This is a genomic window from Hamadaea sp. NPDC051192, from assembly GCF_040682475.1.
Taxonomy (GTDB): domain Bacteria; phylum Actinomycetota; class Actinomycetes; order Mycobacteriales; family Micromonosporaceae; genus Hamadaea; species Hamadaea flava.
The window spans coordinates 1-21,334 of the sequence record NZ_JBFBAZ010000087.1 but is presented as its reverse complement, the minus strand read 5'-3'; the positions used below and the strand labels follow the sequence as shown (position 1 = coordinate 21,334).

Sequence of the window (21,334 nt, the reverse complement as noted above, 5' to 3'; positions counted from 1 at the left end):
GTGACAGCGCACGGCGTGCCGCACCACGCACCGGAAGCAGATGCGCCCTAGGGTTGCGCTATGCCGACCACGCTTCGCACGCCCCCGGACGTCTTCACCCGGGCGGTCGAAGCACTGCAAGCCGCTCCGATCCGCCGGGAGATCTCGCTGGAGGAGGTCGGTGCGCCGACCCGGCTCGCGCCGTACGCGCACGCCCTGGGCGCCACCGTGCTCCGCGACGGCGAGGAGGTGGCCACGGGCCGGCTGGTCCTGCTGCACGACCCGGCCGGTCACGAGGCCTGGCAGGGGACGATGCGGCTGGTCACCTACGTGACGGCGGAACTGGAACCCGAGTACGCCGCCGACCCGCTGCTGCCGCAGGTGGGCTGGTCGTGGCTGGTGGACGCGCTGGACGCGCACACCGGCCCGGGCCGGGGGGACGGCTACACCGCCATCGCCGGGACCGTGACGCAGACGCTGTCGACCCGGTTCGGCGACCTCGCCCGGGTCGCCGAGGACGAGGAGCCGCCGGGCTCGCCGACCGCCGCCGACCTGGAGATCCGCGCGTCGTGGACGCCGCTCGGGCCGAACCTCGACGATCACATGCTCGCCTGGTGCACGCTGCTGGCCTCCACCGCCGGGCTGCCGCCCGAGGGTGTGACCGCGCTGCCCACCCGCCGCAAAGAAGGCTGAAACGGCCGACGGCCAGGACCCCGTGGGTCCCGGCCGTCTCGCCGTCGAAAAGGTCAGCTCGTGGCGATCTGCGCGGCCTCGCAGGCCGCCCGCATCGCGGGGAAGGCCTTGTTGAACGCGGCCTGGGTCGTCGCGGACATCATCTTGTCCACCGCGTCGACGCACGCGCCGAGCAGCTTGAGCTTCTCCGCGTTCGCGTTCTTCGCGCCCTCGAGATCCTGCTTCAGCTTCTCCGCCTCACCCTTGGTGGTGGTCAGCTGAGCCTTGAGATCCGCGAGATCCTTGGCGTCCGTCGCGGCCTGGGTGGCGGCCGCCTTCTCCTGCTTCGACGCGTCACTCGCCTTGACGAGGTAGAGCGTCGTCACCGTGCCGAGCGCCAGCACCAGCACACCGACCAGGATGGACAGGATCAGGACCGCCGGGCCCTTCTTCGGCCCGGCCGGGCCGGCCGGAACCGCCGAGTACGGCGCGCCGGTCGCGGGGTACGCCGAGGTGGGGTAGGCCGCGCCGGACACCGGCTGCGCCGGAACAGCGCTCGTCGGGTAGCCGGTGGGCGGGTTCGCCGCAAGCGTCGGCTGCGCGGGCGGCACGGTCGCCCCACCCGGCTGGTACGCGGGCTGGGCGGTGGTCTGCGCGTACGCCGGCTGCGTGGGGGCCGCGGGGGCCTGCTGCACCGGCGGGTACGCCGCGGTCGGCTGCTGCGCCGGAGCCGGAGCCGGGTACGCGGGCTGCGCGGGCTGGCTCGGCGGAGTCCACGGGGACAGCGGCATGGTGTTCTCAGCGGCCGGGGCGACCGGCTGCGGCGGCACTACCGGCTGAACCGGCTGCGTCGGCTGAACCGGCGTCGGCTGAACCGGCTGCGCCGGCTGAGCGAACTGAACCGGCTGCGCCGGCTCCGGCGTTACCGGCTGAGCGACCGGAGGCTGCGAAGACTCCGGCTCGGGATTGGTCATTGAGTTCCCTCCGTGTGGGTGGCACCGACTGGTGGCCGGTGGCCGTGACTTGCGTCGCCGCCCTCGTCAAGGGCTAGCAGATCTTGAACTTGTCGCAGGCGATCTTGATCGGGATCGCCAGCCCGAGGCCCTCGGCATCGGTGAACTTCGCCGAGGCGATTCCGATGACCTCGTAATTCGCGTTGATGACCGGCCCGCCCGAGTTACCGGGGTTGATCGGCGCGTCGAACTGGATGTACGGCCCGTGCTGCGTGGTCTCCTCCCGGAAGGCACTGACCACACCGCTGGTGACGGTGTCCTTCAGACCCAGCGGCGAGCCGACGACCAGGATCTCCTGACCCGACTTGGACTCGGCGGCGGCGACCTTCAGTCCCTCGATCTTCGCCGTCGTGTGCAACTGCGCGATGTCGGCCTTCTTGTCCCCGGCCACGACGGTCGCGTCGTACAGCTGATCGGCGTGCTCGATCTTGACCTTCTTGGTGCCGTCGTTCCAGACGTCCTCGATCACGTGGAAGTTGGTCAGCAGGTTGGTGCCGCCGTCGGAGGCGGTGCCGACCGCGAAGGCCGAGCCGATGCTCTCCGGCGTACGCACACGGAACACGCTGGGCAGCGTCTTCGCGGCGATCTTCTCGGCGTTGAACTGCGTCGCCAGCTGCTTCTCCACCGCCTCCACCCGCTTGCCGGCGGCCGACACGTCGGCGGCGGCCTGCGCCCGGGTCTCGTCCAGCTCGTTGCCGAGGCTGTTCACCTGGTACGCCTGGAAAGCGGTCACGCCGAGCAGCAGCACGACGAGGATCAGCGCGACGACACCGGGCCAGCTGACACGGCGTCCCCCGGGCGCGTTCGCCGGCGGCACCGGACCGCCCGGGAAACCGGACATCGGTGCGGTCGCCGGGACGGACGACAGCGGAACGGGCGGCACGTACGCCGGACGCTGCGTGGGCTGCGTCGTCATCGTGGGCTGCGTCACGTTCGGCTGCACCGGTTGCGGCGCCTGGATCGGGGCCGTCGGCTGGGCCGGCGGCGGCGATTGCCCAGCCGGAGGCGGCGGTGCCTGGTAACCGTTACCGGTCACCGGCGGCGGCGCGTACGCCGGACGCTGGTTAGGAACGGGCGACTGTCCGACCGAAGGTGGTAGCAATGCTGGTTCCACCCTGGGTGGCTGTGAAACGGGTTCCACCTTCGGTGGAAAGGGCCCATATGGCGGCTGTGGCTGCGTCGGATCCGAGCCCGTCGTCATGTCAAGAGCCTCCCCCACTCGTGATCACCGACCCGCAGAAGGTACCGGTTACCGGTCATTCTGTCTTCCCCTTTCAAGTCCCGCATCGGGCCCGTTCCGAGTGAGCTTCGCAACTCGTCGGCTCGACGCGCCGCACCGGCTGACCCACCACCGCATGGCGTACCCGTAGGTTGTTCATGTGACCGACGACGAAACCGTGCTGCGGCGTCGGGTCCGCACGCGCGACGGCGGCGGCAACTCCAACGACGCAGCGGCCCCGGAAGGGGTTCCGCCCAAGCTGTTGACCGAGCCCGCCGAGGGGACTCCGCAGCCCGTGACCAGCCCCGCCGAGCTGGAACAGGTGATCGCGAGGTTCGCGGCCGGGACCGGACCGGTGGCGATCGACGCCGAGCGGGCCTCCGGCTACCGCTACAGCCAGCGCGCCTACCTGGTCCAGTTGCGCCGTCAGGGTGCCGGGACCGCACTGATCGACCCCATCCCGTTGGGCGATCTGTCCGGTTTGGACGCTGCCCTGGCCGACACCGAGTGGGTGCTGCACGCCGCCAGCCAGGACCTCCCCTGCCTGGCCGAGCTGGGATTGCGACCGCGCAAGCTGTTCGACACCGAGCTGGCCGCCCGGCTGGCCGGATTCGAGCGGGTCGGGCTGGCCGCGTTGACCGAGAATCTTCTGGGCTACACGCTGGAGAAGCACCACTCGGCGGCGGACTGGTCCAGCCGTCCGCTGCCCGAGTCGTGGCTGACCTATGCCGCGCTGGACGTCGAGTTGCTGGTCGAGCTGCGGGACGCGCTCGTCACTGTGCTCGCCGAGCAGGGCAAGACGGAGTACGCCGCACAGGAGTTCGCCGCCCTCGTGGTGAGCGGCGCGCAGCCGCCGAAGCCGCGGACCGACCCGTGGCGGCGTACCTCGGGGATGCATCGGGTGCGGGGCGCCCGGGCGCAGGCTCGCGTCCGCTCCCTCTGGTACGCCCGCGATCAGATCGCCCAGCGCCGGGACACCGCGCCGGGCCGGGTGCTGCCCGATTCCTCGATCGTGGCGGCGGCCGAGATGGACCCGAAGTCCGAGCGGGATCTGTTGCTGCTGCCCGGTTTCGGCGGCCGATCGACCCGGCGGCTGGCCGGGACCTGGCTGGACGCGCTGTCCGAGGCCCGGTCGCTACCGGACACGGCACTGCCGACGACTCCGCCGTACGAGGGCCCGCCCCCGCCGCACCGGTGGGCCGAACGCGACCCCGCCGCGGCCGCCCGGCTCGTCCGCGCGCGGGAGGTGGTGGCCCGCGTCGCCGGCGGGCTGTCCATGCCCCCGGAGAACCTGATCACCCCGGAGTACGTGCGCCGGCTCGCCTGGGAGCCGCCCACCGACCTGCGCACGGTGGGCGACCTGCTGGCCCAGTTCGGCGCCCGGCCCTGGCAGCGCGAGCTGCTGGCGGAGGAGTTGGCCAAGGCGTTGGCGCCGGACGAGAGCCCGGACAAGCCGTCAGACGAGGCTTCGGACGGGGCTTCGGACGGGGCTTCGGGCGAGGCGGCGGAAGGCACTGAAACCTCACAGTGACCCGACCTACCGGCCGGTAACTACTCGCGGGTAACATCGGGGGTGTCCAACCACTCCTAGGAGGCGCTGTGCCCCGCAACGTCCGCGATGTCGTCTTCGTCGACGGCGTACGCACTCCGTTCGGCAAGGCCGGGGGTGTCTACGCGCAGACTCGCGCCGACGACCTCGTCATCCGATGCATCCGTGAACTGCTCGCCCGCAACCCGCAGCTGCCGCCCGAGCGCGTCGAGGAGGTGGCCGTCGCCGCGACCACTCAGATCGGCGACCAGGGCCTGACCCTCGGCCGGACCGCCTCCCTGCTGGCCGGCCTGCCCAAGACCACGCCCGGCTATTCGATCGACCGGATGTGCGCGGGCGCGATGACCGCGGTCACCACCGTCGCGGGCAGCATCGCGATGGGCGCGATCGACGTCGCGATCGCCGGCGGCGTCGAGCACATGGGTCGCCACCCGATGGGCGAGGGTGTCGACCCGAACCCGCGTTTCCTGGCCGAGAAGGTCGTCGACCAGTCCGCCCTCGTCATGGGTGCGACCGCGGAGAACCTGCACGACCGGCTCCCCGAGGTCACCAAGGAGCGCGCCGACCGGTTCGGCCTTCGCTCGCAGGAGAAGACGGCCGCCGCGTACGCCGCAGGCAAGCTGCAGCCCGATCTGGTGCCGATCGCCGTACGCGACGAGAACGGCGCGTGGGGTCTGTCGACTGTGGATGAAGCGCCCCGGCAGACCAGCCTGGAGAAGCTCGCCACCCTGAAGACCCCGTTCCGACCGCACGGCCGGGTGACCGCGGGCAACGCCGCCGGCCTGAACGACGGCGCGACCGCGTGCCTGCTCGCCTCCGGCGAGGCGGCCGAGGAACTCGGCCTGCCGGTGGCGATGAAGCTGGTCAGCTACGGCTTCGTCGGCGTGGAGCCGGAGGTCATGGGCTACGGCCCGATCCCCTCGACCGAGAAGGCGCTCAAGGTCGCCGGGCTCACCATCGACGACATCGGCCTGTTCGAGCTGAACGAGGCGTTCGCCGTACAGGTCCTGGCTTTCCTGGACCACTTCGGGATCAAGGACGACGACCCCCGGGTCAACCCGTGGGGCGGTTCGATCGCGGTCGGGCACCCGCTCGCGTCCAGTGGCGTACGCCTCATGACGCAGCTGGCCCGGCAGTTCGCCGAGCACCCCGAGGTCCGCTACGGCATCACCGCCATGTGCATCGGCATCGGCATGGGCGGCACGGTCATCTGGGAGAACCCCCACTTCAACGGAGAGTCGGCATGAGCTTCCCTTCTGAGGTAGTGACCCACGCGAAGCTTCGGCTGACCGCCGTACCGGGGCTGGACAAGCCCGCCGCGATCATCACGCTCGACAACGGCTTCGACCACACCAAGCCCAACACGATGGGTCCGGGCGGTCTGGCCAGTCTGAACACCGCGATCGACGAGGCGCTCGCCGCCCAGCCCGCGTTCGTCGCGGTCACCGGCAAGCCGTACATCTTCTGCGTCGGCGCCGACATCACCGGCATCCCGGCCATCACCGAACGGTCCCAGGCCGCCGAGATCGAGGCCCTGGGCCACCAGGTGTACGCCAAACTGCGTACCGCGCCGGTGCCGACCTTCGCGTTCGTCAACGGCGCGGCGATGGGCGGCGGTCTGGAGCTGGCGCTGCACTGCCAGTACCGCACGCTGTCGGCCGGCGCGGCGGCGCTGTCGCTGCCCGAGGTCAGCCTGGGCCTGATCCCCGGCTGGGGCGGCTCACAGCTGCTGCCGAACCTGATCGGCGTCGTCGGCGCGGCCCAGGTGATCGTGCAGAACCCGCTCATGATGAACAAGCAGCTCCGCCCGAAGCAGGCAGTCGAACTGGGCATCGCCGACGCCCTCTTCGAACCGGCCGACTTCCTGGAGCGGTCGCTGCTCTGGGCGGCGTCCGTCGTCACTGGACAGACGACGGTCACGCGGCCGGAGATCGACCGGGACATGTGGGACGCGGTCGTCTACTTCGCGCGTACCGAATTGGACAAGAAGATCCACGGCGCGTCACCGGCGGCCACCCAGGCGCTGGACCTGTTGGCGCTGGCCAAGGACGGCGTGACCGAGGCGGGCCTCGCCGCGGAGCGCGAGGCGGCCACCGACCTGATCATGTCCGACGAGCTGCGGGCCGGCATCTACTCGTTCGACCTCGTGCAGCGGCGGGCCAAGCGCCCGGCCGGCGCCCCGGACCGCTCGCTGGCCCGGGACGTCGGCAAGGTCGGCGTGGTCGGCGCGGGCCTGATGGCGTCGCAGCTGGCGCTGCTGTTCGCCCGCCGGCTCGAGGTGCCCGTCGTGCTCACCGACCTCGACCAGGAGCGGGTCGACAAGGGCCTGGCCTACGTCCAGGCCGAGATCGCCAAGTCGGTGGCCAAGGGGCGGCTCACCGAACTGAAGGCGGCCAAGCTGCGGACCCTCGTCACGGGCACTGTGGACAAGGCGGCCGGATTCGCCGACGCCGACTTCGTCATCGAGGCCGTCTTCGAGGAACTCGGCGTCAAGAAGAAGGTCTGGGCCGAGATCGAGGAGATCGTCTCGCCGGAGACGATCCTCGCGACCAACACCTCCTCGCTGTCGGTCAGCGCGATGGGCGCCGACCTGAAGCACCCGGAGCGCCTGGTCGGCTTCCACTTCTTCAACCCGGTCGCGGTGATGCCGCTGCTGGAGATCATCCGCGCCGAGCACACGAACGACGTCACCCTGGCGACCGCGTTCGCCCTGGGCAAGCAGCTCAAGAAGTCGTGCGTACTGGTGAAGGACGCGCCCGCGTTCGTCTTCAACCGCATCCTGACCCGGTTCTTCGGCGAGATCTACAACGCCATCGACCTGGGTACGCCGCTGGAGGTGGCCAACACCGCGCTCGACCCGCTCGGCCTGCCGATGCGGCCGCTGGAGCTACTCCAGCTGGTCGGCCCGGCCGTCGCCGCCCACGTCGGCAAGACGATGCACGTGGCGTACCCCGAGCGGTTCAAGGTCTCCCCCAGCATGGAGAAGATCGTGGCCGCCGGGCAGCCGCTGCTGGTCGACGACGAGATCAACCCGGCCGTGGTCGAGTTGCTGGCGGGCGGGCAGACCCCGCTCACCGCCGACGAGGTACGCGAGCGCGCGCTCGCTGCCCTGGCCGAGGAGATCCGGATCATGCTGGACGAGGGCGTGGTGGCCGACTCGGCCGACATCGACCTGTGCCTCATCCTCGGTGGCGGCTGGCCGTTCTGGCTCGGCGGCATCACGCCGTACCTGGACCGGACCGGTGTCTCCGAGAAGGTCACCGGCCGCCGGTTCGCCCCGGCGGGCGTCGCGACGCTGCCCGCATAAACCCATTCCCCTTCCCGCCGCGCGGCTCCCCGTGAGCCGCGCGGCATTTTTCTGCGCCCGTTGGACGGCGCGGGCTTCCTCGTCGCGTCCTGCGGAAGGCCGCCGTAGAGTCGATCTCGTGACGATCGTGGACGCCTGCCTCCGGGACGGCCGCGGCGGTTCGCCGACCACGGTGCTCGCCGAGGCAGACCTGACCGATGCCGAGCGCCGGGCGATCACCGTCCACAACGGAACGTCGCACGCCGTCTTCGTCGACGTCCGCGAGACCGAGGTGGCCCTTCGGTTCTTCACCAGCACCGGCGAACTTCCGGCGTGCGGGCACGGAACGGTCGCGGCGCTGGCGTACCTGGCCGAGCGATTCGGCAAACGGGACTTCCGGTTGCGTACGCGCGACCGGTCGTTCGTCGGCCGCGCGACCGACCACGGATACTGGTTCGACGCCGGTCCGGTCGAGCTTCGGGAACCGGCTCCGGCGGAGTGCGACGGCGTACTCGCGGCGCTGGGCGCGACCCCGGCGGGCGGACTGTGCGTCGCGTCCCTCGGGCGGCCGCGGCTGCTCGTCCCGGTCGCCACACCGGCCGTCCTCGCCGGACTGACGCCTGACCTCGACCGGCTCCGAGTCATGTGTGACCACTTAGGACTACTCGGCTGTTACGTCTACAGCGTTCCATCGGGCGGCCGGGCGGCGGCCCGGATGTTCGCCCCGTCGATCGGCGTACCGGAGGACATCGCCAACGCCAACAGCACCAGTTGCCTGGCGGCGTACCTGGCTCGGGACGGGGAGGTCGGCATCACCGTGGACATGGGCGATGCTTTGGGCGTACCAGCTGCTATCGAAGCTGAAGCGCGGCGGACCGGAGTCTGGGTCGGCGGCGCGGCGGCCCTCAGATAGGCAGGCCGTTCTCCCCGGCCAGGACGCCCAGCGCGGTGGCCAGCTGGACCCGCTGGTCGGCCGAGAGCGAAGCGGTCAGCTCGGCGTCGAGATCCTGCGCGAGCTTGGCGCACTGCGTGAGCAGCTTGCGCCCCCGCGCGGTCAGCGTGAGCACCATGCGCCGCCGGTCGCCGGCATCCCTCGTCCGCGCGATCGCCCCGATCGCCTCCAGATGATCCGCGAGCGTGACCATCAGGCTGGGCGCGACCCCCGTCAGGCCCGCCAGCTCCTGCTGGCTGGCGGGCGGCCCGGCGGCGAGCGCGGTCAGCACGCCGACGTGCTTAGGCTTGAGATCCAGGTCGGCGATCTTCGCCGTGAACCGGTCCGTGACCAGCGCGCCCAGCGTGCCGAGCCGGAAGGTCACGGTCGCCGGCATTCCGATGTCGCTCACGCGGGTAATGCTAGGCCCGAACGTTCGCGTGCTCCGGCGGACGCCGCCGCGACCAGCCCGAACGCGCCGATCGCCAGGGCCGTCCGGAGAAGGTGGAAGGTCACCCACGGACCCTCGAACGCCGCGCGTAGCGCGGCCGGATCGCCGGCCTCGGTCATCCGGCCGTTCAGGGGAACGTTGCCCAGCAAGGTCACCGCGACAGTCGCCACCGAGCAGGCGAGCGCGGCGGCGAGCAGAATCGCGGTACGCCGCTGCGCACGGTGCATGACCAGGGCGGCGCTGCTGAGCACCACTGGACCGGCGAAGATCAGCGCGAACGGGACGCTCGGCGTGGCCTCGTTCACCGAGCGCATGGCGTCGACGAAGGTCTTGTCATCCGTCTCGGCGAGACCGGGCATGACCGTGAGCGCGTACGCGACGCAGAAGCCCGCGTACAGGCCGGACAGGATCGTGGCGAGCCCCAGAACCCAGGTACGCGTCCGCATGATCACGCCACCGCCAGGTAGACCGCGGACGCCAGGTGCACCAGCGCGCCGACCGTCGACGCGACCGTCATGCCCCAGATGCGCCGCCGGAATCCGATGACGCCGTCACCCGCCTGCACGAGCCCCAGCAGCACCAACAGCGCGGTCAACGCCACGCCCTCCGGTCGCGTCGCGAAGAGGACCAGCGCCACCGCACTCAGCGGAACCGCTCGGACGGCGTACGCCTCGGCGAAGAACGTCACCCCGGGCGTGACCGCCTCCGCCGGACCGATCGCGAGGGTTGGCCGGACCACCCCGAGTACGCCCGACAGCCCGGACCCCAGGACGAGCAGGGCGTTCAGGATCAGAATCGCAGTCATCACACATCTCCAGAATCATTCTCCGACTGAATGATTCTGAGCATGAATGATTTTGCGCGAACCGTCAACCCCGCAGAATCCGATGGCAAAGTCGCCAAGGCCCGCATTGAGCCCGGCACGTGGTCGCCGTGGCATTACTCCGGCGCGAAGATGTCCTCAACAATCAAGCGCGCACGATCCGGGACTTCCTCTTCAGGAAAGACCTCCGCGCAGAGCGCGAACACGGCGTCCGCCGAGGTAAGCCCGAGTTTCTGAACGAGGAATCTGATGTCCTCCCCGTCGCGGCGCCGTGCGGCGAAGACCTTCATCGCCAGCAAATGCTCCGGGGACGCCGCCGCCACGCGCAGTCCTGGATGGTCGAAAACTCTGGGAGCATCTGGGTCTCCACCTGGGGCGACATAGACACTCGCCTGCTCGTTGAGCCACCACTGGGGCAGCCCGAGCTCTGCCGCGACTGCCTTCGCCTCGTCAAGGACAACGCCATGCGGCTGGAACACGGCGTCGATGTCACGGGTCGAGCGTCGCGCGTCATACGCCAGCGCCATCGCCGCGCCGCCGAATACGTAGAGATCGGCCACGATCCCTCTGGTGGCCAGGCGTTCCCCCAGGCGGCGGAAAGCGTGCTCGATCGCGGTCCGGTCGAGCAACGGATCGACTTCGGTCACGCTACCTCCAACTCCTGGGCGGCGACGTAGACACCACGACGCCGGAACGATGCCGGAGCACGCACCAGGGCGTCCGCGCGTGCGGAACGCGTATTGAAGGGGAACCACCAGCGCCGGAGCGTCCGCTGCCGCGTCCACAACGGCGCGCCGTGACCGTCACGCGCTGCGAGGTGCTCTGCGAGGGCGGCGAGGAACACGTCCCAACGCTCATCGCCTGTCGTCGCCGGCTCGGCGATCAGCAGGTCCTGCCGTCGGGCGGCCGGCTCCCAGCGATACTCCTCGAGGAACTCGGCCACGAGTCGCCAGCGGCGAGAATCGTCGGCACGAGTCATCAGAGCGCCGAGTCGCGCCAAGATCATGGGTTGATAGCCCTCGCGATCGCTCTGAGTCTCCACGTTTACGACAGTAATCCATCCCGAGGTGCCACTCCGCCGCCGACGAGCAGCGACGCGGATTCATCGAGCTGAGTTCGGCTCGGTGATGAAGGTGGTCATGTGGCGGCGCGCCAGGTCCTGGCGGATCGCCTCGTCGCTGTGCGGGTCGGTCTCGGTGGGGGCGATGGGCTCGCCCCGGACCACGACCATCGTGGGCTTGCGGCGGAACAACCGCCCCAGCCCGGTCGGCTCGGTGAACCGGATCGACAACGGCACGATCGGTACGCGCGCCTGGGCGGCGAGGTGGAACGCGCCGCGTTTGAAGGGGCGCAGGGTCGTGTTGTAGGGCTCGAGTTCGCCTTCGGGGAAGAAGTGGACGAGGCGGCCCATGGCGAGGAAGAGTTCCAGCTCGCCGAAGAAGAGCGGCAACTTCGACAGCTCGGTGGGCACGGCGATGCCGCCCAGCAGCCGCACGAGCCAGCCGTACCAGCGGTTCTCGAGGTTGATCGGGGCCGAGGTGACGACGATGCGGCGCGGGAACACGGCGATCGCGACCAGGGCGCTGTCCAGGAAGTGCACGTGGTTGCAGACCGTCAGCGCCCCGCCGGTCGGCCGGGTTCCGGTCCGGCGTTCCGCGCGTACGCCGAGGAGCAGGCGCGTCCACACGAACAGGGCGGGGATGGCGATCACGTAGTAGAAGGCGAGCGCCGCGAGCAGGTAGGGCCAGTGGGCGTACCCGGCTGGGTTCTCCGGTGGATCGCCGGCTTTGGCGTACACCCGCTCGATCGCCTTGATGCTGCGGTCCACCTCGTAGAGGTCGCCGAGCTGGGCGTACGCCGCCGACGCCGCGTCTCGGGCGGTCGGATGCTCGATCCAATAGTCGATCCGGTCGGCGAGCGAGGACGGGTCGCCGGCGCGGAAGAGGTTCTCCGGGCTGAGCGCGAACTGGCCGGTCGCACTCCGCGGGCTGTCGGAGATGACCGGGACGAGCCCGCAGGAGAACGCCTCCATGCAGGACAGCCCCTCGATCTCCACGTCGGAGGCGTGCACGTAGAGGTCGCAGGTGCGGATGAGGTCGATCAGCTCGTCCTGGGCGTAGTAGCCGAATCGGGCCGGGATCGGGAGCTTGGCGGCCAGCCGGCGCAGGCGCCTCTCGGTCGGCCCGTGTCCGGCGAAGCAGACCTGGACGCGGTCGGCGTGACGGGCTCGGCGAACGGCCCGGATCAGCACGTCCTGGCGCTTCTCCGGCGAGAACCGGCCCACCATGAGTATCCGGAACGGCTCGGAGTCGCCGGACCCCGAGGAGCCGGAACCACCGGACCCGGAGGAGCCGCCGGACCCCGAGGAGCCGGAGCCGGAGCCGCCGGCCGACGACACGCCGCCAGGTCGGAAAGGCGGGAAAGGCCGGAAAGCCGGGTCCACCCCGTTGGAGATCACGTGGAGCCGCGCCCGATACCCATGCCGGCGGAGCTGGGCGGCGATGAACGTCGACGGGCAGTGGATGTCGGCGAAGCGGCCGTAGAAGGTGAGCCGCAGCAGGAGGTACACGAGGTGCGCGGCCGGGCGGAACCAGCCCAGCCCGATGTTGTAGGTGACGTTCTCGGGCTGGATGTGGAACGCGGCGATGGCCGGTACGCCCAGCTCGCGCGCGATCCGTTCGGCGGCCCGGCCCAACGCCCACGGCTGGTAGATGTGGACGACGTCGGCGCCTTTGACGGCCGTGGTCAGCACTTCCCGGTCCGGCTTGGCGAACAGGGTGCTCTGCCGGTGGGCGAGCCGGGACGCGATCGGCACCACGAGTTCCGGGAGGTAGAAGACCTCCAGCCCGTCGAGCGCCGGGTCACCCGGTTCAGCCGGGTCGCCGGGTTCGCCGCAGGTCACCACGCGTACCGTGTGGCCACGCGCGAGCAGCGCGGCCGCGAACCGGGTCGCCGACATGGTGGTCCCGTTGTTGTTGATGTTGAACGTGTCGATGACCAGTGTGATGATCATTGGCGCGCCGCTGCCCCCCGGGTTTCCCCGCCGGCCAGGCCGCCGGCCGACCTGGTCTCCCCACTCTCACCTACCGAAGGCGGCCGCAGGCTGCGAACGGCTCAACTGTCGAGGGCGGCCGCGGCTTCCACCGGCTGCGGGCCACTCGCCAGGCCGGGTTCGCGGCGGGTAACCGCCCTGCACGCTTCGCCGGAAATCTGCAGTGAATGAGGGGGATCTGGCGATATGAGGCGAGCCTTGCCCCGCGAGTCACTACATTGCGAAGAAAGTGTGGATTTGACTCGGGGGGACGTATGACCAGAGAGTTCAACGGCCGGATCGCGCTCGACATCCGGGACTCGGTCCCCGACTGGGCGGCCTTCCTGCCCGACAAGGCACCGCAGGGCGCCCCGAACGTGCTGGTCGTGCTCTACGACGACACCGGCTGCGCCGCCTGGTCGCCGTACGGCGGCCGGATCCAGATGCCGACCATGCAGCGGCTGGCCGACAACGGGCTGACCTACTCCCAGTGGCACACCACGGCGCTGTGCTCCCCCACCCGGTCCACCTTCCTGACCGGGCGCAACCACCATATGAACGGCTTCGCCTCGATCTCGGAGTCGTCGACCGGCTTCCCGGGGTACAGCTCCCACATCCCGCCGTCGTGCGCGCCGATGGCGGGCGTACTGCGGGACGCGGGGTGGTCCACCTTCTGGGTGGGCAAGAACCACAACGTGCCGGTCGACGCCTGGACGATGGGGGCGTCGAAGAAGGAGTGGCCGCTCGGCATGGGCTACGACCGGTTCTACGGCTTCATCGGCGGCGAGACCAACCAGTGGTTCCCCGACCTGGCCGAGGACAACCACTACATCGATCAGCCGTACAAGCCCGAGGACGGCTACCACCTGTCCAAGGACCTGGCGGACAAGGCGCTGCAGTTCATCCGGGACGCCAAGCAGTCCGAGCCGGACAAGCCCTGGTACCTGTGGTTCTGCCCGGGAGCCAACCACGCCCCGCATCACGCCCCGCAGGACTACATCGACAAGTACAAGGGCGTGTTCGACGACGGCTATGAGGCGTACCGGGAATGGGTCCTGGCACGCATGATCGAGAAGGGCATCCTGCCCGCGGACACCGAGCTGACCGAGATCAACCCGATGACCGAGGGCACCTTCGCCCCGGCCGACGCGGTACGCCCCTGGGACTCGCTCTCCGCCGAGGAGAAGCAGCTGTTCTGCCGGATGGCCGAGGTGTACGCGGCGTTCTCGGAGTACACCGACGCGCAGGTCGGCCGGATCGTGGACTACCTCGAGGAGTCCGGGCAGCTCGACGACACGATCATCTTCTACTGCGCCGACAACGGGGCGTCCGGCGAGGGCAGCCCGAACGGCTCGGTGAACGAGGGCAAGTTCTTCAACGGCTGGCCGGACACCATGGAGGAGAACCTCAAGCACCTGAACGACCTCGGTACGCCCAACACGTACAACCACTACCCGACGGGCTGGGCGACGGCGTTCTCCACGCCGTACCGGATGTTCAAGCGCTACGTCTACCAGGGCGGGGTGTGCGACCCGCTGGTGATCCACTGGCCGGCCGGGATGAAGGCCCGCGGCGAGGTACGCCACCAGTACCACCACAGCACCGACATCGTCCCGACGATCCTCGACGTGTGCGGGTTGAGCATGCCCGACGTGGTGAACGGGGTCGAGCAGACGCCGCTGGCCGGGGTATCGATGCGGTACAGCTTCGACGGCGCCGACGCGCCCACCCACAAGGAGACGCAGTACTACGAGATGTTCGGCAACCGGGGCATCTGGCACGACGGCTGGAAGGCCGTCACCGAGCACGGGCCGACGCTCGGCAAGGGGGCGTTCGACAAGGACCGGTGGCAGCTGTTCCACACCGATGTGGATCGTTCCGAGGCGCACGACCTGGCGGCCGAGCATCCCGAGAAGGTGAAGGAACTGGCCGCCCTCTGGTTGGAGGAGGCGAAGAGGAACAACGTCCTCCCGCTCAACGACCTGGCGGTGGTCGGCAAGGATCTGCAGAAGTTCCTGGAACTGGAGTTCCACATCCCGGTGCCGCCGTCCGGCCAGTACATCTACTACCCGGGCACCAGCGAGGTTCCCGAACGGTCGGCGGCCAACGTCCACGCCGTGTCCTACAAGGTGCTCGCCGAGATCGACGTCGCCGACCACGCGGAGGGCGTCATCTTCGCCGCCGGCTCACGGTTCGGCGGGCATTCCCTGTTCATCAAGGACGGGACGCTGACGTACGCGTACAACTTCCTCGGGATCCCGCCGGAGACCAGGATCTCCGCCCCGGCGCCCGGTCCCGGCAAGCACATCGTCGGTGTCGAGTTCACCAAGGAACGCACCGGTGAGCGCATGGAGTCCTACGGCCCGTGCAAGCTCTACATCGACGATCAGGTGGTCGCCGAGCAGGAGCTCCGGACGATGACGGGCCACTTCGCGCTGTGCGGTGAGGGACTGTGCATCGGCTACGACGGCGGCGACGCGGTCAGCTCCGAGTACACGCCCCGGTTCGAGTTCACCGGGGGCGAGATCGTCAAGGTCGTCTTCGACGTCGCCGACGACGCGTACGTGGACGTCGAGCAGCATCTCGCGGCGGCGATGGCCCGAGACTGATGACGCGGCTGCACGACATCCGCCGGTCGCCGGGGCAGGTTCTGATCCCCGGCGGCCGGTTCACCATGGGCTCCGACCGGCACTATCCGGAGGAGGCCCCGGCGCATCCGGTCGAGGTCGGCCCGTTCCTGCTCGACACGCATCCGGTCACCAACGCCCAGTACGCCGAGTTCGTCGCGGCGACCGGGCACGTGACGCTCGCCGAGCGCGCGCCCGATCCGGCCGACTATCCGGGCGCGGATCCGGCGTTGCTCGTCCCCGCGTCGGCGGTGTTCACCCCGCCGGATCATCCGGTCGATCTGCGGGACGCGTACCAGTGGTGGTCACATGTGCCGGGCGCGGATTGGCGGCATCCTCGCGGCCCGCAGTCTGATCTGTCCGAACTGGATGATCATCCGGTGGTGCACCTCGCCTACGCCGACGCGGAGGCTTACGCCCAGTGGGCCGGCAAGCGGCTGCCGACCGAAGCGGAGTGGGAGTTCGCCGCGCGCGGCGGTCACGACGGCCGCGAATACGCCTGGGGTGACGAGCTGACCCCGGGCGGAGAACATCGGGCGAATGTCTGGCAGGGCGCGTTTCCGCACGTCAACGACGAGGCGGACGGCTGGTACTGGACCTCGCCGGTCGGCTCCTACCCCGCGAACGACTACGGGCTCGCCGATCTGATCGGCAACGTCTGGGAGTGGACGGCCGACTGGTGGTCGGCGCATCGACCGGCGGCGACGCCGTCGTGCTGCGGCACACCCGCGCCCCGCCACAACCCGACCGGCGGCAAGGCCGCGCTCAGCGTCGACCCGCGCGCGCCGCTCGGCGAACGCCGCCCGCGCAAGGTCATGAAGGGCGGCTCCCACCTCTGCGCGCCCAGTTACTGCCGTCGCTACCGCCCGGCCGCGCGCCTGCCCCAGACCGTCGACACCACCACCTGTCACCTCGGCTTCCGCTGCGCGGCCGACCTCGGATGACGCCGCTCTTCCCCACCCTCCGCGGCTACCGGCGGGGGTGGCTGCGCGCCGACGTCCTCGCCGGGCTCGCCGCCGGCGCCGTCGTGGTCCCGCAGGCGATGGCCTACGCCACCATCGCCGGTCTGCCGGTCCAGGTCGGTCTCTACACGTGCATGATTCCCATGCTCTTGTACGCCGTATTGGGCGGATCGAGAGTGTTGAGCACGTCCACCACCTCCACGATCGCCACGCTGACCGCGTCGACGATGGCCGCCGCCGGGGTGGCCGCGGGCTCCACGAGCGCGCTCGCGACGCTGACCGTCGAGGTCGGCCTGCTGTTGCTCGGCGGCTGGCTGCTCCGGCTGGGGGCGTTGGTGGAGAACATCTCCACCCCGGTGCTCGTCGGGGTGAAGACCGGCGTCGGGCTGGTCGTCGCGGTCGGGCAGCTGCCGAAGCTGCTGGGCCTCGACGTGTCCTTGACGGGCGGCTTCTTCGCCCAGCTCAACACGGTCGTGTCGCACCTCGGCGACGCGAACTCGACGACGATCGCCCTCTCGGCGGTCCTGCTCATCGTGCTCGTGGGGGCCGGGCGGCTGCTGCCTCGCGTACCGGCGCCGTTGGTCGCGGTGGTGCTCGCGCTGCTCGCCAGCGTCCTGCTGGATCTGCCGTCGCGAGGCGTCGCCTTGATCGCCCCCGTGCCCAGCGGTCTGCCGGTGCCGGACCTGCCCGGGTTCGCCCACTCCGCGGCGATGTTGCCGGGCGCGATCGCCATCGCCTTCATGGTGTTCATGGAAAGCCTGTCCGTCGGCCGGGCGATGCGGAAACCGAGCGAACCGGCGCTCGACAACGACCGGGAACTGCTGGCCGCCGGGGCGGCCAGCACGGCGGGCGCGTTCTTCGGCGCGATGCCGTCGGCCGGCGGCTTCTCGCAGACGGCGGTCAACGACCGGGCCGGCGCGCGTACGCAGGCCGCCCAGCTCGTGACCATCGCGCTCGCGGTGGCGGTCGCGTTGTGGCTGGCCCCGGTCCTCGACGAGCTGCCGCAGGCGGCCTTGGCCGCGATGGTCCTCGTCGCCGTGCTCGGGCTGATCAAGCCGGCCGACTTCGCCCGCCTGGCCCGCATCGACCGCATGGAGTTCTGGATCGCCGCCGCGACCGCGTTCGTCGGCCTCACCGCCGGCCTGCTCGCCGCCGTCGCGGTCGGCATCGGGGCGACTCTCATCCTCGTGTTGCGGGAGCTGAACCGGGTCACGATCGACGAGGAGAGCGCCGATCCGCTGGTGCTACGGGTCGGCTCCGGCCTCTACACCGCCAACGTCCGGGTGGCCCAGTCGCAGATCCTCGACGTCGTCGGGCGGCACCCGGGACAGCGGTCGGTGACCCTCGACATGCCCCGCCAGCGCACCTTCACCGTCACCGTGCTCGACGCGCTGCACGAACTGTCGGACCAGCTCGGGCGCGACGGAGTCGAGTTGCGGATCGCCGGCCTACCGGCGGCCGCAGTGGACGTCGCACGGCGTACCCGTTGGTGGAAGGGCTGGGAGGACGCGGGGCGGGTGGCGCCGACGGTGGCCGAGGCTACGCGGCGTCGGCCCTGAGGAAGCTGCCCGCGGAGCCGCGCGTGTGCAGCCAGGCGGGCAGGGCCGCGGTGGCCGCGACCGCTAGCAGGATGGCGAGTGACGCGGCGGCCACCCATCCCATCGGCGGCAGATTCATCTCGATGCTGACCGACCAGTAGAGGACGAGCCCGGCCGGGATGCCGAGCAGGAGACCGGGCAGCGCGGCGAGCGACTGAGCGACGCAGAGGGCCGCGACGACCTGGCCGGGCGTCGCACCGAGGGTACGCACGACGGTCAGCGTCCGCCGCGCTTGAGCCGCGGCGCTCCACCCGAGCACCAGAGTGTTCAAAATGGACAGTACGCCCAGCGCGACCGTGATGGCGAGGAGCGCGCGGCTGAGCTGAGCGGCGCGGATGTCGGCGAGCGTCGACGTGCCGAAGTCGAGTTCCTTCACCGGCACCGACCGGAAGGTCAACAGGCCGGTGATCATGGCGGCGATGGCAGCCGTGCCGAACGCGGCCGACACGGCCCGGCCGGGGCGGCGGGCGAACAGCCGTACGCCGAGCAGCAACGACGTGGGCAGGTACGCCGTCGCCGAGGTGATCCCCGACGGATGCGCCGGCGCGGACGCGGCGTCGGTCAGCGCCTGCACGGTGCTCCGCCGCGCGGCGCGGACGACCGGGCCGACGGTGCTGGACAGCGCCACGACGAGGGCGAGGATCGCCGCGGCGACGACCGTGCCCGACGCGGGCATGCTGACGCCCGTGATCAGCCCGGCGCTCGGATCGGTCAGTTCGGGTGCGGTCACGGCGCCGAGGGTCAGCCCGAGCAGCGTGGCGACAGCCGTCAGCGGAAGGTATTGGGCGAGCAGCACGGCGGCAACCGTGCTGGGAGTCGCGCCCACCGCCTTCAACAGTCCGGCGCGGCGGTTGTAGCGAGTGGCCCGGAGCGCCACCAGCGCGGCGAGCCCGACCGCCGCGGCGACGGCGAGCAGCCACCCGCCGAGGACCAACGTCGGCCCGAGGAACCGCAGCATGCGCGCGTCGTCCCCGACGGTCTGCGGCCAGGGCCGGTACTGGACCCAGGTCTCGCCGCGAAAGTCCTGAGTAGACACGAAGCGGACGAACTGCTTCGTGGCGGCCGGATCGGCGAGCTTGAGATACAGCAGGCGGACGCCGACGGCCCCGGCCGAGGCCGCCTTGGCGTCGGCGGCCGTGAGCCAGACCTTGCCGCCGTAGTCCGAAGGTCCCCGCCCTTGGGCGTTGTCGCTCCCCGGATACACCGCGTTCGCGGCGCTGATCGCGATCCCCACGACCGGCAGGCTCTTCTGGTTGATCGTGAGCACGTCGCCGACGCGTACGCCCAACGCCTGGGCGAAGCCGCGTTCGATCACCGCGCCGCCGTCCCGAACCCAGGTCCCCTCGGTGACCAGGGGCTGATCGACCGGGGCGGCCGTCGTGTCGCGTCCCTCGACCGCCGAGCGCACGTCGAAACCGCGTACGCGGATCGCCGTGGAGAAGGCGAAGTAGGGTCCGGCGTACGCGACGACGCCCGGAGCCTGCGTGAGCTTCCCGGCGAGCGGCGACTCCCCGGCCAACGTGGCGGTGACATCCGGTCCAGCGGTGGCGGCCCGCGTCTTCGCGTACGCGGTCTCCGTCGCCGTGGTCAACGCCAGGCCCAGGGTGAGCGTGGCGACCGCCACCGTGACGGCGATCAACGGAACCAGCGCCTCCCCGGGGTGACGGCGGAGGTCGCGTACGGCGAGCCGCCAGATCACCAGCAGGTGTCCCATGACGTCAGCCTTCCCAGCTCAGCAGAGTGCCGAGCGGTCCAGTACTTCTAGTCAACCCGGTGTCGCTGGTGACCATGCCGTCGCGCATCGAGACGACGCGGTCGGCGGTCGCGGCCACCCGCTCGTCGTGCGTGACCAGGACGAGGGTCTGCCCTCGCGTACGCAGGTCGGCGAAGAGCCGGAGGATCTCGTGCGTCGCGGCGCTGTCGAGGTTCCCGGTCGGCTCGTCGGCGAAGACCACCAGCGGCTCGTTCACCAGCGCCCGGGCGATGGCGACACGCTGCCGTTGCCCGCCTGACAACTCGGCCGGCAGCCGCCCGGCGCGGTCGGCGAGACCGACCCGATCGAGCAGGGCGACCGCCCGGCGCCTGGCGGTACGCGGCGAGGCCCCGGCCAGCAGCGCCGGCAGTTGGACGTTCTCCGCCGCGGTCAGCTCCTCCATCAAGTGGTACGCCTGAAAGACGAACCCGATCGCCTTGCGGCGCAGCCGCGCCAGCGCTCGCTCGCCGAAGTGATCGATCCGCCGCCCGCCGAGCCACACCTCGCCGTCGCTCGGCCGGTCCAGCCCGCCGAGCAGTTGCAGCAGGGTGGACTTGCCGCAGCCGCTCGCCCCGACGACGGCCAGCGTCTGCCCGGCCGGCACCTCCAGATCGACCTCGTCGACCGCGCGGACCAGGCTCTCGTCCTCGCCGTACACCTTGGACAGACCGATCGCGCGCACCATCGGCGCCGCGTACTCCGCCATCACTCCACCTTCCCGACACGGGCCGACCACACCCGTTCGCATACGTCCAGCCAGCGCAGATCGGCCTGCATCCGCAGCGCGACGCCCTCCAGCAGCAGCCAGGGCTCGGAATCCGACTCGTAATCGAGCGCGGCCCGTTGCACCTGCCCCAGGCCGTGCATCAGCTCCCGCCGCTGCCCCGCGACGAGCACCCGGGGATCGGCCAGTCCCGACACCGCCGCGGCCACCAGCTTCAGGTGGAACTCCGCGACATCCGGCTTGGCCCCGGCCGACTCGGCCAGCCACTCGCCGACGCGGTCACGGCCGGGCGGCGTCAACGCGTACACCTTGCGTCGTGGTCCCCGCGTCGGCTCGTCCTCGCGTTCCTGCCGCACGAGCCCGGCCCGTTCCAGCCGGGTGAGCGTCACGTAGATCTGCCCGGCGTTGAGCGTCTCGCCCACCGGCCCGAGCGCCGCCGACAGCCGCCGGCGCAGGTCGTAGCCGTGCGACGGCTCCTTCACCAGCAGCGCCAGCACCACGTCCTGCACGGATCGCCTCCTCCCGGCAGCCGCCTCCGGCCGCGTTTCCCGCGACCGCCAATGTATAGCGGTTATCTAAAGAGTCGGCAACCCGCTGCCCCGCATGACGGCAGTGGCCGGCCCCCCCGCGGGGGGGGGGCCCGGGGGGGGTTGCGTCGGACAGAGATAGGGAGAGGGGGGGGTTGGGGGAGAGGGGTTTATACAGCGGGTAGTTAA

Annotated in this window: 19 protein-coding genes; 8 read left to right on the top strand and 11 right to left on the bottom strand. The window is 70.6% G+C overall.

Translation table 11 applies throughout. The annotated features are described in order from the left end of the window. Window positions 1-60: 60 nt before the first annotated feature. Window positions 61-672, top strand: a complete 612-nt coding sequence (locus tag AB0M47_RS28820) for a DUF3000 domain-containing protein (RefSeq protein WP_363419546.1) — start codon at window positions 61-63, stop codon at window positions 670-672. A gap of 53 nt (window positions 673-725) precedes the next feature. On the opposite strand, the gene AB0M47_RS28815 is transcribed toward AB0M47_RS28820, so the two are convergent. After that, window positions 726-1,625 (bottom strand): hypothetical protein, encoded by a 900-nt coding sequence (locus tag AB0M47_RS28815; protein ID WP_363419544.1) that lies wholly within the window; start codon window positions 1,623-1,625, stop codon window positions 726-728. A gap of 73 nt (window positions 1,626-1,698) precedes the next feature. After that, window positions 1,699-2,580, bottom strand: coding sequence for a trypsin-like peptidase domain-containing protein (locus AB0M47_RS28810; protein ID WP_363419542.1), 882 nt, complete (start codon window positions 2,578-2,580; stop codon window positions 1,699-1,701). Between the two features lie 562 nt (window positions 2,581-3,142). Here AB0M47_RS28810 and AB0M47_RS28805 point away from each other — a divergent pair. The 4 genes from AB0M47_RS28805 to AB0M47_RS28790 all read left to right on the top strand — a co-directional run bounded on the left by AB0M47_RS28805 (window position 3,143) and on the right by AB0M47_RS28790 (window position 8,631). Continuing rightward, the gene (locus tag AB0M47_RS28805) at window positions 3,143-4,414 is read left to right on the top strand and encodes a ribonuclease D (RefSeq protein ID WP_363419566.1); all 1,272 of its coding nucleotides are present in this window, start codon (window positions 3,143-3,145) and stop codon (window positions 4,412-4,414) included. A 68-nt stretch (window positions 4,415-4,482) separates the two neighbouring features. Beyond that, on the top strand, window positions 4,483-5,679 hold the full coding sequence (locus AB0M47_RS28800) for a thiolase family protein (RefSeq protein ID WP_363419541.1): 1,197 nt from the start codon (window positions 4,483-4,485) through the stop codon (window positions 5,677-5,679). Beyond that, window positions 5,676-7,739: a 3-hydroxyacyl-CoA dehydrogenase NAD-binding domain-containing protein gene (locus tag AB0M47_RS28795; protein ID WP_363419539.1), complete on the top strand. Its 2,064-nt coding sequence runs from the start codon at window positions 5,676-5,678 to the stop codon at window positions 7,737-7,739. Before AB0M47_RS28800 ends, AB0M47_RS28795 begins: the two co-directional genes overlap by 4 nt. A 118-nt stretch (window positions 7,740-7,857) precedes the next feature. After that, complete coding sequence (locus AB0M47_RS28790; protein WP_363419537.1) at window positions 7,858-8,631, top strand: PhzF family phenazine biosynthesis protein; 774 nt, start codon at window positions 7,858-7,860, stop codon at window positions 8,629-8,631. Here AB0M47_RS28790 and AB0M47_RS28785 read toward each other — a convergent pair. From AB0M47_RS28785 to AB0M47_RS28760, 6 genes are all read right to left on the bottom strand, one after another. Beyond that, window positions 8,624-9,061 carry a MarR family winged helix-turn-helix transcriptional regulator gene (locus tag AB0M47_RS28785; protein WP_363419535.1) on the bottom strand — a complete coding sequence of 146 codons (438 nt, stop codon included), beginning with the start codon at window positions 9,059-9,061 and terminating at the stop codon, window positions 8,624-8,626. The two genes, AB0M47_RS28790 and AB0M47_RS28785, sit on opposite strands and share 8 nt — an antisense overlap. After that, window positions 9,058-9,546, bottom strand: coding sequence for a DUF1772 domain-containing protein (locus tag AB0M47_RS28780; RefSeq protein ID WP_363419533.1), 489 nt, complete (start codon window positions 9,544-9,546; stop codon window positions 9,058-9,060). Before AB0M47_RS28780 ends, AB0M47_RS28785 begins: the two co-directional genes overlap by 4 nt. A gap of 2 nt (window positions 9,547-9,548) precedes the next feature. Beyond that, complete coding sequence (locus AB0M47_RS28775; RefSeq protein WP_363419531.1) at window positions 9,549-9,905, bottom strand: hypothetical protein; 357 nt, start codon at window positions 9,903-9,905, stop codon at window positions 9,549-9,551. A gap of 134 nt (window positions 9,906-10,039) precedes the next feature. Beyond that, window positions 10,040-10,570 (bottom strand): DUF6036 family nucleotidyltransferase, encoded by a 531-nt coding sequence (locus tag AB0M47_RS28770; RefSeq protein ID WP_363419529.1) that lies wholly within the window; start codon window positions 10,568-10,570, stop codon window positions 10,040-10,042. Further along, window positions 10,567-10,965 (bottom strand): hypothetical protein, encoded by a 399-nt coding sequence (locus AB0M47_RS28765; RefSeq protein WP_363419527.1) that lies wholly within the window; start codon window positions 10,963-10,965, stop codon window positions 10,567-10,569. The genes AB0M47_RS28770 and AB0M47_RS28765 overlap by 4 nt, the downstream gene beginning before the upstream one ends. A 60-nt stretch (window positions 10,966-11,025) precedes the next feature. After that, window positions 11,026-12,936, bottom strand: coding sequence for a glycosyltransferase (locus AB0M47_RS28760; RefSeq protein WP_363419525.1), 1,911 nt, complete (start codon window positions 12,934-12,936; stop codon window positions 11,026-11,028). A 293-nt stretch (window positions 12,937-13,229) separates the two neighbouring features. On the opposite strand from AB0M47_RS28760, the gene AB0M47_RS28755 reads away from it, so the two are divergent. The 3 genes from AB0M47_RS28755 to AB0M47_RS28745 are packed head-to-tail and all read left to right on the top strand — an operon-like array spanning window position 13,230 to window position 18,102. Further along, a complete protein-coding gene (locus AB0M47_RS28755) occupies window positions 13,230-15,563 on the top strand; it encodes an arylsulfatase (RefSeq protein ID WP_363419523.1) in 2,334 nt (777 codons plus the stop codon). Beyond that, on the top strand, window positions 15,563-16,525 hold the full coding sequence (locus AB0M47_RS28750; protein WP_363419521.1) for a formylglycine-generating enzyme family protein: 963 nt from the start codon (window positions 15,563-15,565) through the stop codon (window positions 16,523-16,525). The genes AB0M47_RS28755 and AB0M47_RS28750 overlap by 1 nt, the downstream gene beginning before the upstream one ends. Further along, window positions 16,522-18,102, top strand: coding sequence for a SulP family inorganic anion transporter (locus AB0M47_RS28745; RefSeq protein ID WP_363419519.1), 1,581 nt, complete (start codon window positions 16,522-16,524; stop codon window positions 18,100-18,102). Before AB0M47_RS28750 ends, AB0M47_RS28745 begins: the two co-directional genes overlap by 4 nt. Here AB0M47_RS28745 and AB0M47_RS28740 read toward each other — a convergent pair. The 3 genes from AB0M47_RS28740 to AB0M47_RS28730 are packed head-to-tail and all read right to left on the bottom strand — an operon-like array spanning window position 18,083 to window position 21,127. Further along, window positions 18,083-19,855 carry an FtsX-like permease family protein gene (locus tag AB0M47_RS28740; RefSeq protein WP_363419517.1) on the bottom strand — a complete coding sequence of 591 codons (1,773 nt, stop codon included), beginning with the start codon at window positions 19,853-19,855 and terminating at the stop codon, window positions 18,083-18,085. The two genes, AB0M47_RS28745 and AB0M47_RS28740, sit on opposite strands and share 20 nt — an antisense overlap. A 4-nt stretch (window positions 19,856-19,859) precedes the next feature. After that, window positions 19,860-20,600 carry an ABC transporter ATP-binding protein gene (locus AB0M47_RS28735; RefSeq protein ID WP_363419515.1) on the bottom strand — a complete coding sequence of 247 codons (741 nt, stop codon included), beginning with the start codon at window positions 20,598-20,600 and terminating at the stop codon, window positions 19,860-19,862. Then, entirely contained in the window at window positions 20,600-21,127 is a 528-nt protein-coding gene (locus tag AB0M47_RS28730) for a PadR family transcriptional regulator (RefSeq protein ID WP_363419513.1), read from the bottom strand. Before AB0M47_RS28730 ends, AB0M47_RS28735 begins: the two co-directional genes overlap by 1 nt. Window positions 21,128-21,334 lie beyond the last annotated feature (207 nt).

Excerpts from the sequence above, each read along its gene's own strand:
- AB0M47_RS28820 (WP_363419546.1), top strand. The coding sequence starts at position 61 with ATGCCGACCACGCTTCGCACGCCCCCGGACGTCTTCACCCGGGCGGTC.
- AB0M47_RS28815 (WP_363419544.1), bottom strand. The coding sequence starts at position 1,625 with ATGACCAATCCCGAGCCGGAGTCTTCGCAGCCTCCGGTCGCTCAGCCG.
- AB0M47_RS28810 (WP_363419542.1), bottom strand. The coding sequence starts at position 2,580 with ATGACGACGCAGCCCACGCAGCGTCCGGCGTACGTGCCGCCCGTTCCG.
- AB0M47_RS28795 (WP_363419539.1), top strand. The coding sequence starts at position 5,676 with ATGAGCTTCCCTTCTGAGGTAGTGACCCACGCGAAGCTTCGGCTGACC.
- AB0M47_RS28780 (WP_363419533.1), bottom strand. The coding sequence starts at position 9,546 with ATGCGGACGCGTACCTGGGTTCTGGGGCTCGCCACGATCCTGTCCGGC.
- AB0M47_RS28775 (WP_363419531.1), bottom strand. The coding sequence starts at position 9,905 with ATGACTGCGATTCTGATCCTGAACGCCCTGCTCGTCCTGGGGTCCGGG.
- AB0M47_RS28760 (WP_363419525.1), bottom strand. The coding sequence starts at position 12,936 with ATGATCATCACACTGGTCATCGACACGTTCAACATCAACAACAACGGG.
- AB0M47_RS28755 (WP_363419523.1), top strand. The coding sequence starts at position 13,230 with ATGACCAGAGAGTTCAACGGCCGGATCGCGCTCGACATCCGGGACTCG.
- AB0M47_RS28750 (WP_363419521.1), top strand. The coding sequence starts at position 15,563 with ATGACGCGGCTGCACGACATCCGCCGGTCGCCGGGGCAGGTTCTGATC.
- AB0M47_RS28745 (WP_363419519.1), top strand. The coding sequence starts at position 16,522 with ATGACGCCGCTCTTCCCCACCCTCCGCGGCTACCGGCGGGGGTGGCTG.
- AB0M47_RS28740 (WP_363419517.1), bottom strand. The coding sequence starts at position 19,855 with ATGGGACACCTGCTGGTGATCTGGCGGCTCGCCGTACGCGACCTCCGC.
- AB0M47_RS28735 (WP_363419515.1), bottom strand. The coding sequence starts at position 20,600 with ATGGCGGAGTACGCGGCGCCGATGGTGCGCGCGATCGGTCTGTCCAAG.